Annotated in this window: 14 protein-coding genes and 1 pseudogene; 9 read left to right on the forward strand and 6 right to left on the reverse strand. The window is 70.2% G+C overall.

The window, feature by feature from the left end; translation table 11 throughout:
• Positions 1-102 precede the first annotated feature (102 nt).
• A pseudogene (locus OHS57_RS03215) lies at positions 103-393 on the forward strand (multicopper oxidase domain-containing protein); the annotation flags it as partial.
• A gap of 314 nt (positions 394-707) precedes the next feature.
• Here the strand turns inward: OHS57_RS03215 and OHS57_RS03220 are convergent.
• On the reverse strand, positions 708-1,046 hold the full coding sequence (locus OHS57_RS03220; RefSeq protein ID WP_328580930.1) for a hypothetical protein: 339 nt from the start codon (positions 1,044-1,046) through the stop codon (positions 708-710).
• 47 nt (positions 1,047-1,093) lie between these two features.
• Here OHS57_RS03220 and OHS57_RS03225 point away from each other — a divergent pair, with 47 nt between their 5' ends.
• Positions 1,094-1,396, forward strand: a complete 303-nt coding sequence (locus OHS57_RS03225; RefSeq protein WP_328580931.1) for a multicopper oxidase domain-containing protein — start codon at positions 1,094-1,096, stop codon at positions 1,394-1,396.
• A gap of 35 nt (positions 1,397-1,431) precedes the next feature.
• Here OHS57_RS03225 and OHS57_RS03230 read toward each other — a convergent pair whose 3' ends face one another.
• Complete coding sequence (locus OHS57_RS03230; RefSeq protein ID WP_328580932.1) at positions 1,432-2,391, reverse strand: quinone oxidoreductase family protein; 960 nt, start codon at positions 2,389-2,391, stop codon at positions 1,432-1,434.
• 85 nt (positions 2,392-2,476) lie between these two features.
• On the opposite strand from OHS57_RS03230, the gene OHS57_RS03235 reads away from it, so the two are divergent.
• Positions 2,477-2,932, forward strand: coding sequence for a MarR family winged helix-turn-helix transcriptional regulator (locus OHS57_RS03235; RefSeq protein WP_328580933.1), 456 nt, complete (start codon positions 2,477-2,479; stop codon positions 2,930-2,932).
• Between the two features lie 35 nt (positions 2,933-2,967).
• Here OHS57_RS03235 and OHS57_RS03240 read toward each other — a convergent pair whose 3' ends face one another.
• On the reverse strand, positions 2,968-3,672 hold the full coding sequence (locus OHS57_RS03240; protein ID WP_041998799.1) for a TetR/AcrR family transcriptional regulator: 705 nt from the start codon (positions 3,670-3,672) through the stop codon (positions 2,968-2,970).
• A gap of 119 nt (positions 3,673-3,791) precedes the next feature.
• Between OHS57_RS03240 and OHS57_RS03245 the strand changes: the two genes are divergently transcribed.
• Together OHS57_RS03245 and OHS57_RS03250 are read left to right on the forward strand one after the other, a co-directional pair.
• Complete coding sequence (locus OHS57_RS03245) at positions 3,792-4,673, forward strand: NAD(P)H-binding protein (RefSeq protein WP_328580934.1); 882 nt, start codon at positions 3,792-3,794, stop codon at positions 4,671-4,673.
• A 105-nt stretch (positions 4,674-4,778) separates the two neighbouring features.
• Positions 4,779-5,645: an oxidoreductase gene (locus tag OHS57_RS03250; protein ID WP_041998794.1), complete on the forward strand. Its 867-nt coding sequence runs from the start codon at positions 4,779-4,781 to the stop codon at positions 5,643-5,645.
• Positions 5,646-5,650: 5 nt separating this feature from the next.
• On the opposite strand, the gene OHS57_RS03255 is transcribed toward OHS57_RS03250, so the two are convergent.
• Positions 5,651-6,418: a DUF1932 domain-containing protein gene (locus OHS57_RS03255; protein ID WP_328580935.1), complete on the reverse strand. Its 768-nt coding sequence runs from the start codon at positions 6,416-6,418 to the stop codon at positions 5,651-5,653.
• A gap of 73 nt (positions 6,419-6,491) precedes the next feature.
• Here OHS57_RS03255 and OHS57_RS03260 point away from each other — a divergent pair, with 73 nt between their 5' ends.
• Positions 6,492-6,761 carry a hypothetical protein gene (locus tag OHS57_RS03260; protein ID WP_328580936.1) on the forward strand — a complete coding sequence of 90 codons (270 nt, stop codon included), beginning with the start codon at positions 6,492-6,494 and terminating at the stop codon, positions 6,759-6,761.
• A gap of 7 nt (positions 6,762-6,768) precedes the next feature.
• On the opposite strand, the gene OHS57_RS03265 is transcribed toward OHS57_RS03260, so the two are convergent.
• Positions 6,769-8,445 (reverse strand): glycoside hydrolase family 27 protein, encoded by a 1,677-nt coding sequence (locus OHS57_RS03265; protein WP_328580937.1) that lies wholly within the window; start codon positions 8,443-8,445, stop codon positions 6,769-6,771.
• 276 nt (positions 8,446-8,721) lie between these two features.
• On the opposite strand from OHS57_RS03265, the gene OHS57_RS03270 reads away from it, so the two are divergent.
• Positions 8,722-11,853 carry a glycoside hydrolase family 2 TIM barrel-domain containing protein gene (locus OHS57_RS03270; protein ID WP_328580938.1) on the forward strand — a complete coding sequence of 1,044 codons (3,132 nt, stop codon included), beginning with the start codon at positions 8,722-8,724 and terminating at the stop codon, positions 11,851-11,853.
• A gap of 45 nt (positions 11,854-11,898) precedes the next feature.
• On the opposite strand, the gene OHS57_RS03275 is transcribed toward OHS57_RS03270, so the two are convergent.
• Positions 11,899-12,420 carry an ATP-binding protein gene (locus OHS57_RS03275; protein ID WP_328580939.1) on the reverse strand — a complete coding sequence of 174 codons (522 nt, stop codon included), beginning with the start codon at positions 12,418-12,420 and terminating at the stop codon, positions 11,899-11,901.
• A 255-nt stretch (positions 12,421-12,675) separates the two neighbouring features.
• Between OHS57_RS03275 and OHS57_RS03280 the strand changes: the two genes are divergently transcribed.
• Both OHS57_RS03280 and OHS57_RS03285 read left to right on the forward strand, forming a co-directional pair.
• Positions 12,676-12,912, forward strand: coding sequence for a DUF397 domain-containing protein (locus tag OHS57_RS03280; protein ID WP_041998786.1), 237 nt, complete (start codon positions 12,676-12,678; stop codon positions 12,910-12,912).
• Between the two features lie 102 nt (positions 12,913-13,014).
• Positions 13,015-13,926 carry a DUF5753 domain-containing protein gene (locus OHS57_RS03285; RefSeq protein ID WP_041998783.1) on the forward strand — a complete coding sequence of 304 codons (912 nt, stop codon included), beginning with the start codon at positions 13,015-13,017 and terminating at the stop codon, positions 13,924-13,926.
• Positions 13,927-13,959 lie beyond the last annotated feature (33 nt).

A 13,959-nucleotide genomic window follows, 5' to 3' on the forward strand; every position in this document is an offset into this window, starting at 1 on the left:
CAGCGGGCCCGGGGGGCGCGCAGCACCCCTGACGCCGACCACTACGACATCACGGCGCGCGAGGCCGCCGTGGAGATCCTGCCGGGACTGCGCACGACGATCATGGGATATGACGGGATCTTCCCCGGGCCGACGATCACGGCGCGGCGCGGCCGCAAAACCGTGCTGCGCTACCGCAACCAGCTCGACGTGCCGAGCGTGGTACATCTGCACGGCGGCCACACGCCGCCGGAGAGCGACGGATTTCCGACCGATCTGGTGCTGCCCGCCTCGGGTGGCGCCGCGTTCGCTTCACAGGCCGTCGGCGGCACCGCCACCACCGGCGTACGCGACTACACGTATCCGCTGGACCAGCGGGCCGCGACGCTCTGGTACCACGACCACCGGATGGGGTTCACCGGTCCCCAAGTCTGGCGCGGGCCGGCGGGTTTCCTGCTGGTGACGGACGACGAGGAGGACGCCCTGCCGCTGCCGCGTGCCGCGCGTGACATCCCGTTGGTGATCACCGACAGGGCCTTCGACGGCGACGGCGCGCTGCGCTACCCGGCCATGGACCCGCAGTTGACCAGCATGCCCGGTATCGAAGCGGAGCACATGGCGGGCGCAGCCGGTGACGTCATTCTCGTGAACGGCGCTCCCTGGCCGGAGTTGGAGGTCGACGCGGCCCGCTACCGGTTCCGGATCCTCAACGCGTCCAATGCCCGCCGCTACGAGTTGGCGCTCGATCCGGTGCCGCGGAGCGGCGCTTCGTTCGTCCAGATCGGATCGGACCAGGGACTGCCGGCCGCGCCCCTGCGGCACACCACACTGCCGGTGGCGCCGGCCGAACGGTTCGATGTGGTCGTCGACTTCTCCCGTTTCCCCGTCGGCACCCGGGTGACGCTCACCAACCGGGCGGGCCGGGGCGGGACGGGGCAGATCATGCGGTTCGTCGTCGCCCGCAAGGCGGCCGACCACAGCCGGATACCCGCCAAGCTCCCCACCGTCGACCCGCTGCCCACCACGTCGAAGACGACGCGGCGGCCCTGGATGTTCCGTAAGGGCAAGGTCCACAGCATGGGCGACGACGCGGCCGGGTGGGTGATCAACGGCCGTGAGTTCGACCCGCGGCGCGTCGACGCGAGCCCGCGTCTCGGGGAGGTGGAGATCTGGCGGCTCGCCACCGACGCGTACCACCCCGTGCACATCCATCTCGCCGTTCCAGGTCGTCTCGCGCAACGGCGGTCCGCCCGATCCGACGGACCACGGGTGGAAGGACACCATCAACCTGCGGCCCAAGCAGTACGCCGACGTCGCGATCCGCTTCGACGACTACGCGGGCCGGTATCTGCTGCACTGCCACAACCTGGAACACGAGGACATGGCGATGATGGCCACCTTCCGCACAGGCCGCTGAGCGACGCGGCACCACGGCGCGCCTTTCGTGGTGGTCTAGGGGATCAGTACGACGCGTTGGCCGGGTGCCGTCGGGGTGCGCCATGCCTCTTCGACCTGGGCCAGCGGCAGGGGCAGCGGGTTCACCGCGAGTGCGCCGGAGCCGATCTCCCGCGCGAGGGACGGCAGTTCGGCGACGATACCGGCGGTCGTCACCGAACCCTGGCCGCTGCCCATGAGGGTGAGATTGGCCGCCCGCAGCAGAAACGAGGGCAGGGTGATGTCCTGGCCCGCCATGGAACCGATCTGGATCCACGCCAGCGCCTTCGACCGGTCGCCGCGGGCGGTGAGCAGCGCCGGCATGGCCTGCTGGGTGGGCCGGCCCCACAGGTAGTCGATGACGACATCGACATCGCCCGCCGCCCCGCCGAGCCGGTCGGCGACGTCGCTCTCGTCACCGTCGAGGCTGATCACGTCGTCGGCTCCGAGGCTCTTCAGCAGGTCGAGCCGCCGCGGGTCACGACCGGCGCCGATCACCCGCGCCGCGCCCAGGTGTCGGGCGATCTGGACGGCGAGCTGTCCCGCGTTGCCGGTGGCGCCCATCACCAGCACCGACCCGCCGGGCCTGAAGTCGATCCGGCTGCGCAGCGCCACCCAGGAGGACATGCCGGGGTTCATCGCGGCGGCCACGGCGACCGGGTCGGTGCCGGGCGGCAGTGTGACGGCCCGGCGGCGGTCCACGACGGCCTGTTCGGCCATCGTGCCGAGCGCCCCGTCGGAGGCGACGAAGTAGAGGAGTTCGCCCTGTGCCGTACGGCCGACGGCGTCGATACCGGGGATCAGCGGCAGGGTGCCGTCGGACGTGTAGTGGCTCCCGTCGGCCGCCGAGCGCACCCGTGGGTGCAGCCCCACCGCCAGCACGTCGACCAGGAGGCCGTGCTCCCCCGACGCCTCGGGGGCCGGGAAGGTCTCGTAGCGGGGCGGCGTGTCGAAGGACCGGACGACTGCGGCGTGCATGAGGGCTCCCTCGGTCGAAAGGTTTGTGGCACGTACTACTTTCAAAGTAGTTCGCGCCACGTACCAGGTCAACTAAGCTGGTCCCATGTCTACGGATCCCACCGCGCAAGACAGCCCGGACGACCAGCCGCTGAACACGGTGGACGCCTTGGTGCAGCTCTCCTTCCTGATCCAGCGCGTCCTCGCCACCACCGGCGCCGCGCACGATCTGTCGATCGTCCAGATCAGGCTGCTGGGTATCCTGCGCGACCGGCAGCCGGGCATGCTCGAACTGGGCAGCCGGCTCGGCCTGGACAAGTCGTCCATGACCGGCCTGGTCAGCCGGGCGGAGAAGCGCGGTCTGGTCCGGCGCTCACCGTCGCCGCACGACGGGCGCGGTGTCCTGGTCACCGCGACGCCGCTCGGCAAGCGACTCACCGACCTGTGCGCGGCCGAGATCACCCGCCGCGTCGGTGAACTCACCGCGCGTCTCACGGAGGCGGAGCGTGCCCGGCTGACCCGGCTCGCCACGGCGGTCGTACGCACGGATCAGGGCGGGTAGGCAAGAGGGCGGGTAGGTATCAGGGCGAGTAGGTATCAGGCTCCGGCGATACGGTCGAGCCACTCGCCCAGCAAGCCCCGCTCCCGCTCGGTCAGCGCGGAGGTCTGCGGCAGGACGGCGCGCAGCGCGACGGCGGCGCCGACCGGGCCGGGCGTCGCGGGCCCCGGGGCGTCGGTGGTGACGGCGGCGATGACGGCCTCGCGGGCGAGGTCGGACAGGACGGGATCTCGGCGGTCTTCGGGCAGGGCGATCAGCATGAGCGCCGTACCGCCGCCCGCCGCGTGGATGAGCTGCACGGCGCGCTCCTCGGCGACCCGCAGCCTGCCCGCCTCCGCGACGCGGTGGATGTAACCGGCGAGCAGTTCGGACGCGGCGACGGCGGCCGGCGTGGCGGCGCCGGGGCGCGGCTCGCCGTACATGAGCGCGTAGAGGGCCGGGTTGGCGAGGCTGAAGCCGATGTGCAGGTCCCAGCCTCTGCGCAGGTCCTCGACCGGGTCGTCACCGGCTTCGAGCCCCGCCTTGTCGCGCAGATACGTCGTGAAGCCGTGGGTCGCCACCGCGTCGAGCAGCCCGCGCATGTCGCCGAAGAGCCGGTAGATCGTCGGGGCCTGGACACCGGCGGCGGCGCTGACCGCCCTGGTCGACACGGCGTCACGGCCGCCCTCGGCGAGCAGCGCGGTCGCCGCGGCGATGATGCGTTCGCGCGTGCTGTCGGCGACGGCGGAGCGACTGGCGTTCATGGCGTCAACGATAACAGGAACTCGTTATCACCGACTTTTCAGTGCTAACGTAGTTTCGTTATCACCGACAGCACGCGGGTGCCCGTGCCCGTGCCGACGGTCTCGCTCCGGAGGTTTTCATGATCGTCATCACCGCTCCCACCAGTCAGACCGGCCGCCAGGTTCTCGCCGACCTCCTTGACGGGCCGGAGCCGGTCCGCGTGATCGCCCGTGACCCGTCGCGGCTCCCGCAGGACGCACGCGAACGTGTCGAGGTCGTACAGGGGTCGCACGACGACCCCCGTGTCGTCACGGAGGCCTTCGACGGAGCTGACGCGGTGTTCTGGCTGGTGCCGCCGAACCCCCGCGCCGACAGCGTCGGGGGCCACTACCTGGACTTCACCCGGCCGGCCTGCGCGGCCATCGGCGAGCACGGCGTCAAGCGGGTCGTCGCCGTCTCGACCCTGGGCCGCGGCATCGCGAAGAACGCCGGGCATCTGACGGCGGCGCTGGCCATGGACGAGCTGATCGAGAGCACGGGCGTGAACTACCGGGCGCTGCGCATGCCCTTCTTCATGGAGAACCTGCTCGGCCAGGTCCCGGCGATCAAGAGCCAGGGCACGTTCTACCTGGCGTCGCCCGGGGACCGTACGCTCGCGACCTGTGCGACCCGCGACATCGCCGCCACCGCGGCCCGGCTGCTGCGGGACGACTCCTGGCGCGGCCAGGAGGGCGTGCCCGTCGTCGGACCCGACGACCTCTCCCCCGACGGCATGGCGCGGGTCATGTCCGAGGTGCTGGAGCGGCCGGTCCGCTTCCAGGAGGTCTCCCTCGCGGACTACAAGCAGACCCTGCTGGGCTACGGGATGTCCGACGCGTGGGCGCAGGGCATGGTCGACATGGCGAAGGCCCAGAACGAGCAGGGCGTCTACGACCAGGCGCCGCGCGACGCCGGCGCCAGGGCCGCCACCGGTTTCCGGCAGTGGTGCGAGGAGGCGCTGAAACCGGCCGTCCTGGCCTGAGCGCGGTACGGACGGCCGCGCGAAGCGATCCGAGCGCTGCCACAGTTGTCATGCCGGGTGACACCGACGTTCCCCGGCACCCCACGGACGAAAGCGTGAGAACCCATGTCGAAGACTCTTCCCGGGGGAGCCCTCACCCTGGCCGACGACCTGACCATCAGCCGGATGGGCTACGGGGCCATGCAGTTGGCGGGGCCGGGGGTCATGGGCCCGCCCAAGGACCGGGGCCAGGCCGTCGCGGTGCTGCGCACGGCCGTCGAACTCGGCGTCACACACATCGACACCAGCGACTACTACGGTCCTGTCGTCACCAACGAGATCGTCAAGGAAGCGCTGCACCCGTACGCCGACGACCTGCACATCGTCACGAAGGTGGGGGCGCGGCGCGACGCCGAGGGCGGCTGGAACGCGGCGCTGGACCCCGCGGACCTCAAGGCCGCTGTCCGGGACAACCTCCAGCACCTCGGTCTCGACGCGATGGACGTGGTCAATCTGCGGGTCGGCGGGATGGGTGTGCCCACGGACGAGCCCATCGCGGAACAGTTCGGCGCTCTCTTCGAGCTGCGGGAGGAAGGGCTGATCAAGCACCTCGGCCTGAGCAACGTCACCGACGCGCAGCTGACCGAGGCGCAGAGCATCGCGCCGGTGGTGACGGTGCAGAACCTGTACAACCTGGCCAACCGGCAGGACGACGCGCTGGTGGCGCGGTGCGCGGCCGAGGGCATCGCCTTCGCCTCGTTCTTCCCGCTCGGCGGCTTCAGCCCGCTGCAGTCGCAGACCCTGGACGACGTGGCCGCACGGCTGGAGGCGACTCCTCAGCAGGTGGCGCTGGCCTGGCTGCTCCAGCGCTCGGCGACGTCCGTGGTCATCCCCGGTACGTCGTCCGTCGACCACCTGCGCGAGAACATCGCGGCGGCCCAACTGGTCCTGCCCGCCGACGCGCTGGCCGAACTGGACACGATCGGCGGCTGACCCGGTCAGTCCGGCCGCTGCTCCGACATCCGGCGGTACAGCTCGGCGGCCGCGCGGGAGAAGCCGTCCGGCATCCCCAACTCGGCCATGATGTCGGCGGCCTCGTCCATCTCGCCGGCCCAGCGCCACGCCGTCGTCCCGGCCTTGCCGCTGAGCGCGGTGAGCCGCTGGTCCAGGTCGACCCCGGCGCGGGCCAGTTCGGAGCGCAGCTCGGGGGCGACGCCCGCCTTCTCGGCTGCCTCGGCGAGCAGCAGCCACGCGGTCGGCAGCGCCTTGCTCTGGAGCGCGAAGCACGCTTTCAGGGCGCTGGCGCTGCCGAGCGGGCCGCCGAGCACCCGCGCGTCGAACGGCGATCCTTCGAACAGGGCCGCCACCGCTGCGGCGTGCGGCCCTGCCAGCCACAGCACGCTCTGCCCGTGCTCCCAGGCCGGCGGACCGATCACCGCGCCGTCCACCACCCGCTCGGCGCCGAGCGTGCCGGCGATCGACCGCATGGTCGCTGTCGACCCCGCGTTCGCGTCCAGGTACAGCGGCCGCTCGTCCGCTTCCCGGGTCTTCAACGCGGCGGCCACCTGCTCCGCCACGTCGGCCGCCGCGTGCGGCGGACAGATGGAGATCACCAGATCGGAGCGCCGCACCAGCGCGGCGAGATCGGGAACCGCGACGAGATCAGCCAGCTCGGCCCGCTTGGACGTCGCGTACGACCGCCCGGCGGCGGCCCACAGAACCTCCCCGGCCCTGCCCTTGAGCGCGGCCCCGATCGCGGCCCCCATGGCCCCGGGATGCAACACCCCAACCACCGGCCGCCGCCCAGGGCCGCCCCAAAACTCCTGAAGGTTCTCGCTCATGTTGAGCATTATGGTCGGAGCCCGGCGCTGCGGCCGGGGCGCACAGATCGATGTCCGGGAGGCGGCGCGCGTGAAGTTCGTGCTTGAGGTCGACTTGAACGAGGGGAAGGTGGCGGAGGACGCGGCCGGTGAGTTGGGTCGCGTCCTCCGTTACTGGGCCGGGAATCTGCACCACTACGAGCTGAAGCCCGGGGACGCTTCGCCCGTGTACGACTCGGACTACCGCGAAGTGGGGCAGTGGCGCGTCGTCGGGGAGCCCGGCGACTGACCTCCCGTCAGGCGAGCCGCCACTGCTGGTTGGCGCCGCCGTTGCAGTTCCACAGCTCCAGCGGGGTGCCGTTGACGTTGCCGGCCGGTTCGTTGCCGCCGGTGACGTCGAGGCACAGCCCGGACTGGGTTCCGGTGACCGTGCCGTCGGGGTTCAGCCGCCACTTCTGGTTGGCCCCGCCGTTGCAGGACCACAGCTGGACCTTCGTGCCCGGCGCCGTTCCGTTGTCGTCGGCGTCCAGGCACTGCGTGCCGCCGTACAGCCGCAGTTCACCCGCCGCCGTGGGCGTCAGCGTCTGGTTGGCGCCGCCGCCGCAGTCCCAGATCTCGATCTTGGTGCCGGGAGCCGTCTGGTTGTCGAACGCGTCGACGCAGCGCCCCGAGGACGCGCTGACGAACGCGTGGTTCGTGCCCACGCTCGTACCGGTGCCGCGCGACACCCGGTACATGACGACGCCGTGTCCCGGCACGGTGGCCGAGATGCTGCCGGTGGTGCTGGTCAGCTGGTTGGACCAGAGGTTGTCGAGCCGGTACGAGGAGGCGGCGGGCAGACCGACCGCCGCGGCCGATGTGGTGATCGTCGCCGCCGAGGCGTTCTCGTTGAACAGGACGACCGAGACGTCGCCGCCGGCCAGCGGCTTCGCCAGCACGTCGAGGCCGCCGGACGAGGACACCTGGGTGCCCTGCTTGCCGAGCGAGTCCTGGTCGATGCCGATGACCTTCTGGTTCTTGTAGAGGGACAGGGTCGCCGCCGACGCCTTGCGCAGATCGGTGCCGGCGATCAGCGGCGCCGCCATCTCGGCCCAGAGGCTGAACTCCGCGCGGTCCTCCGTGAAGGACATGCCGTTGCCGACCTCCAGCATGTCGGGGTCGTTCCACGCGCCGGGCTTCGCGTACTGCGCGAGTGCGACGTTGGTGTGGTAGATCGAGAGCATCGAGCCGTACGAGGCGTTGATGTCCCCGGTGGTGCGCCACAGGTTGCCGGTGCCGGCGCCCCAGGTCCACACGTTGTCCTCGCCCCACTCGCAGAGGCTGTAGACGATGGGCCGGCCGGTGGCCGCGAGCGCGTCCCGCATGGCGTTGTAGCGCTGCTCCCAGGGCACGCCCTGGTTGTTGCAGTTGTCGTACTTGAGGTAGTCCACGCCCCAGGCCGCGAAGCTGTTGGCGTCCTGCTGTTCGTGGTTGAGGCTGCCGGGGTAGCCGGCACAGGTGGCGGTGCCGGCGCTCTCGTAGATGCCGAGCTTGAGTCCCTTGCCGTGGACGTACGCCGCTGTGCCGCTGATCCCGCCGGGGAACTTGACCGGGTCGGGGACCAACGCGCCCTGGGCATCCCTGGTGTGGGTCATCCAGCAGTCGTCGATGTTGACGTAGGAGTACCCGGCGTCCTTGAGGCCGGAGGAGACGAGGTAGTCGGCGGTCTGCTCGACGAGTTGCTGGGTGACGTCGCAGCCGAAGGCGTTCCAGTCGTTCCAGCCCATCGGCGGGGTCTTCGCGAGGCCGTTGTCGAGCGCGGGGCCGCTTGCCGCGGCGGGGGCCTGTGCCGCGGCCGGAGTCTTCGCCACGGCCGGGGCACCGGCGGCGGCCCGCGCACCCACGGCCTGGGCGCCCGCGACGGGACCGAGGACGACCAGCGCGGTGACGAGGGCGAGCAGGAGGGATCTTGGGCGTCGTGCGAAGTGCGACATGACTCCTCTTTTCGTGGGGTTCGAGGAAGCGCTGCCGAACACAGACGATCGGAATTGACGCTCTGTGTTGAGGTGGACGCCGGACAGTGTGTGCTTGTGTCCGATTGACGGTCAAGACACTTCGCAAGAAAACGAAAGGATCGGCACGACCCTTGACGACCCGCAGAAGCTGACTGCGAGAATCCGCTCGCCGATGAGTGATTCTGTTGACTACTGATCACTTCTGGTCAATCGGCTGGCATTCGTGTCATGTGAACGAAGAACCGGAGAGTTACCGTGGCAGTCAATCGCAGGTCGTTGCTTGCAGCCGGCGCCGCCGGATCCCTCGTGGGGGTGCTCGCCCCGGGTACCGCCTCGGCCGCGCCCTCGACCGCACGCCCGGCCGCCGAAACGGCCCGCGCCTCGTCCGGCCGTACCCTCCCGCTCACCGACGGATGGCGGTTCGCCCTCGTCAACCCGGCGGGTATCACGGACCCGACGGGCGCCTTCGCCGACGCCGCCGAGCCGGGGTACGACGACTCGAAGTGGCGCGCGGTCGCCGTACCGCACGACTGGAGCATCGAACTCACCCCCACCACCGAGTCGGGCACCACCGGCGGCACCGGCTTCCTGCCCGGCGGCCTCGGCTGGTACCGCAGGTCGTTCACCCTGCCCCGCGACCTCAAGGGCCGGCGGATCTCTGTCGAGTTCGACGGCGTGTACATGGACTCGTACGTCTACTGCAACGGCACGCTCGTCGGCAACCACCTCTACGGCTACACCGGATTCGCCTTCGACCTCACCGGCCTGCTGCACACCGACGGCAAGACCACCAACGTGATCGCCGTCAAGGTGCAGAACCAACTCCCCAGCAGCCGCTGGTACTCCGGCAGCGGCATCTACCGGGACGCCCGGCTCGTGGTCACCGACCCGGTCCACGTGGCGCGCTGGGGCACGGCGGTCACCACGCCGGACCTCGCCCGTACCATCGCCTCCGGCCGGGGCACCGTGCACGCGCAGATCAGCGTCGTGGACGACTCGGGCTCCGGCGCCGACGTCACGGTCGTCTCCACGGTCCGCGACCCGGAAGGACGTACGGTGGCCAGCGCCAGCTCGCACGTCAAGGCGGGCACCGAAGCGGCCGACACCACGCAGGAGTTCACCGTACGGGCGCCACGGCTGTGGTCCTTCGACACGCCGCACCTGTACAGCCTGGAGACCGAACTCCGCGTCCACGGCCGGACCGTGGACACGTGCCGCACGCCCTTCGGCTTCCGCTACATCACCGTCGACCCGGACAACGGGCTGACGCTGAACGGGAAGTACGCCAAGCTCCAGGGCGTCGACCTGCACCACGACCAGGGCGCCCTGGGCAGCGCGATCAGCACGGACGCGCTGACCCGCCAGATGACCATCATGAAGTCCATGGGCGTCAACGCCTTCAGAACCTCGCACAACCCGCCGTCGCCGCAGATGATCGCGGTCTGCGAGAGCCTGGGCATCCTGATGATGGTCGAGGCGTTCGACTGCTGGCAGCGCGGCAAGAACACCTACGACTACGGGCGCTTCTTCGACGAGTGGAGCCAGGCCGACATCACGGAGATGGTCAAGGCGGCCCGCAACTCCCCCGCCGTGCTGATGTGGTCCATCGGCAACGAGATCCCCGACTCCACCAGCGAGGCCGGGCTCGGCATGGCGCAGAGCCTCATCGACGCCATCCGCGCCGTCGACACCACCCGGCCCATCGTGATCGGCTCGGACAAGTACCGCTCGCTGCCCGCCGTCGGGTCGGCCGCCGACCTGATGCTGGCGAAACTCGACGGGCTGGGCCTCAACTACAACACCGCGGCCTCGGTGGACGCCCTGCACGCGCGCTATCCCCACCTCTTCCTCTTCGAGTCCGAGTCCTCGTCGGAGACCTCCACCCGGGGGTCGTACCAGGAGCCCGAACATCTCAACACCGGGGAGAACTACACCCCGGGCAAGCGGGAGGCGTCCTCCTTCGACAACAACCTCGCGTCCTGGACCATGAGCGGCGAGTACGGGCTGAAGAAGGACCGGGACCGCAAGTACTTCCTCGGCGAGTTCCTGTGGTCGGGCACGGACTACATCGGCGAGCCCACGCCGTACAACGTCTTCCCGGTGAAGGCGTCGTTCTTCGGCGCCGTGGACACCGCGGGCTTCCCGAAGGACACCTACCACCTCTTCCGCAGCCAGTGGACGAGCGAGCCGATGGTCCATCTGCTGCCCATGGACTGGACGGGGCACAAGCCCGGCGACAGCGTCGAGGTGTGGGCGTACGCGAACGTCGAATCGGTGGAGCTGTATCTGAACGGCAAATCGCTCGGCGTGCGGACCTTCGACACCAAGAAGACGAAGGACGGCCGGAGTTACCTGGAGACCACCGAGGCAAGCGGCGACGACAAGACCGTGGTCTCCGGTGCCTACCCGGGGAGTTACACCAGCCCGAACGGCAGCGCCGGCAAGCTGCACCTGGTGTGGCACGTGCCCTTCGCGCCGGGAGAGCTGAAGGCCGTGGCGCGCAGGCGCGGGCGGCAGGTGGCCACCGATGTGCTGCGCACCGCGGGCGCGCCGCACGCCGTGCGGCTCACCACGGACCGTGACACCTTCGACGCCGACGGCCGTTCGCTGTCGTACGTGACCGCCGAGGTGATCGACTCGCACGGGGTCGTGGTGCCGGACGCCGACGACCTGATCTCCTTCCGCGTCACGGGCGGCTCGCTGGCGGGCCTGGACAACGGACGCCAGGAGAGCGCCGAGCGGTACCAGGCGTCGACCAGGACCGCTTTCCACGGCAAGGCGCTCGCCATCGTGCGGGCCGGCGTCAAGCCGGGGCGGGTCGCCGTGACCGCCGAGGCGCACGGGCTGCGGCCAGCGACCGTCACCGTACGCGCCGTCGCCGCGCCCGTACTGACCCGTACCCCGGCCGTGGCACTGAAGCCCGACCCCGGTCCCGGAGCCCCCAGCTACCCCCTGGCGGACGCGAGTTACTCGGGTGCGTCGAACTCCCTGCCGGCGGCGATGCTCGACGGAAGCGCGACCACCGGCTGGTCGAACGCCTTCTCCAAGAGCGCCACCGCACTGCTGCCCGCCTTCTCCGGGGCGCGGGCCGCCGACTGGGTGTCGGTGACCTGGGAGCGGCCGCGCAGCCTCACCGAGGTCGAGGTGTCCTTCACCGTGGACGCCAAGCACTCGCTGCCCGCGTCCGTCACCGTCTCGTACTGGGACGGGAGGAAGTACGTACCGGCGCGGCACCAGACGGTCACCTGGGCGACCGCCTCGGACCAGCCGACGGTCCTGGCCTTCGACCGGCTGACCACCGAGCGGCTGCGGCTTGACCTGACGAGCGCCCGTCCCGGCACCGCTGACGGAGCGCAGCGGATCACCACACTGTCCGTGCCGGAGTGACGCGTCCGCGCGCCTGACGGCGGACAAGGAGCGGGACGGCTCACCTCACCTGAGCCGTCCCGCTCCTTGTGCGTGGCGCGGTGAGAGCCGCGCGCCTTCGCTCTCGCGCCGACACGAGACGGCCGCCCAGACCGCTTTCCCGTCCGTGTCGGGGGTGGTCCAGCCCCAGGTGTCGCTGAGGCAGTCGACTATGTGCAGTCCTCGTCCCGACTGGGCGAGATGGTCCGCTTCCTTGACCTGGGGGACGCGGGCGCTGTGATCGCACACGGCGAACAGCACCGTGCCCTCGCGGCGCATCAGGCCCAGCCAGACGGCTTGCGTAGGAGAGGACCAGGCGGGGAAGCCGCCGAGTCCGTACCGCAGGGCGTTGCTGAGGAGTTCGGAGACGATCAGCGCGGCGTTGTCCACGAGCGGGCTCAGCGCCCAGCGGTTCAGGATGGTCCCGGTGAACCGGCGCCCCTCGCCCACCGCTTGTCTGTCGGCCGACAGCGCGCGTGCGGTGAATCCGGCCGAGGTGTCCGCAGTTGTCGTGTCCGGCTCGTCGAACGGGAACGCGTCGCGCGACACGCGCTCCAGCAGACGGCCGACGGGAGCGCCCGGTAATGCGCCTAAGGGTCCGGTTGAGCCAGATGTCATCGCGTTCTCCGTGGGGGCCGGTGGTGACACGTGGGTGATCGGCGCCCACTATCCCCCTCCAAAGGATGGTGCCGCAACTGCATCTGCAATTACAGTCGTTGGAGTGCAGTTGCGGCCTCAAGTGCAGATGCAATTGCATTCGGGTGACGCCTGGTCAGGCGCGCGAGTCAGCAAGGAGTGGGTGGAATGACAGAGTTCGAGAACGGAACACGGTCGGACCAGATCGACGGCGCGGCGTGGCGCAAGAGCCGGCACAGCGCCCCCGGCGGCAACTGTGTGGAGGTCGCCGAGCTGTCCGACGGCAGCATCGCGGTCCGCAACTCCCGCCATCCGCAGGGTCCGGCGCTGGTCTACACCCGCGCCGAGATCGCCGCCTTCGTGGCCGGTGCCAAGGACGGAGAGTTCGACGGACTGACCCACTGAGCGGCATCGCGGGGCGGCGAACAGCCCACCCGCTGTACGCGACGGGGTGCGGGATGGAAGACTGAGGCTTTCGTGTCCGCGTAGTGACTTACGGGAGTTGTCATGACCGCCATGCCGCGGCCGTCCGGTGAACAGCCTTCGTTACGACGCTACTTGGACCAACCGATCGGGCCGACCGCACTGCGCATCCTGCTGGGCGGCCGACTCCGGCGGCTGCGCCAGGCGCGTGACATCTCGCGGGTGGACGCGGGCAAGGCGATCCGGGCGTCGGACGCCAAGATCACCCGCATGGAGCGCGGCCAGGTCGGCTTCAAGCAGCAGGACGTCGCTGACCTGCTGACGTTCTATCGCATCCTCGGCGACGAAGAGCGCGCCGAATATGTGGAGATGACCAGGCAGGCCAATCTGCCGGGCTGGTACCACCAGTACAGCGATGTGCTGGAGAACTGGTTCGAGCTGCACATCGGCCTGGAAGAGGCGGCCTCGCTGATCCGCACCTACGAGGTCCAGTTCCTGCCCGGTCTGCTCCAGACGCCCGACTACGCCCGTGTGGTCACCCGGCTCGGCTACCCGGACGCGTCCGATTCGAAGATCAACCGCCTGGTCGAACTGCGCATGGAGCGCCAGAAGCTGCTCACCAGGCCGGGCGCCCCGACGCTCTGGGCGGTCGTCGACGAGGCGGTCCTGCGCCGCCCCTTCGGCGGGGCCAAGGTGGTGCGCGCACAGCTGGAGCACCTTCTTGAGGTGACCCGGCTGCCCAACATCACACTGCAGATCGCGCCGTTCAGCGTGGGCGCGCGAGCCGCGGCCGGCACGCCGATCACCATCCTGCGCTTCAACGAGCCGGACCTGCCGGACAAGGTCTATCTGGAGCAGCTGACCGGCGCGGTCTATCTCGACAAGCAGGAAGAGATCGACCAGTACTCGCTGATCATGGACCGGCTGGTCACCGAGGCGGAGTTGCCGCAGGAGACCGTGCCCCGGCTCGAAGCGCTCCTCAAGCAGGGCGACTGACGCTCGGCGTTCCGCGGGTACGGCCTTTGGCGA

This window comes from Streptomyces sp. NBC_00370 (assembly GCF_036084755.1).
Taxonomy (GTDB): Bacteria; Actinomycetota; Actinomycetes; order Streptomycetales; family Streptomycetaceae; genus Streptomyces.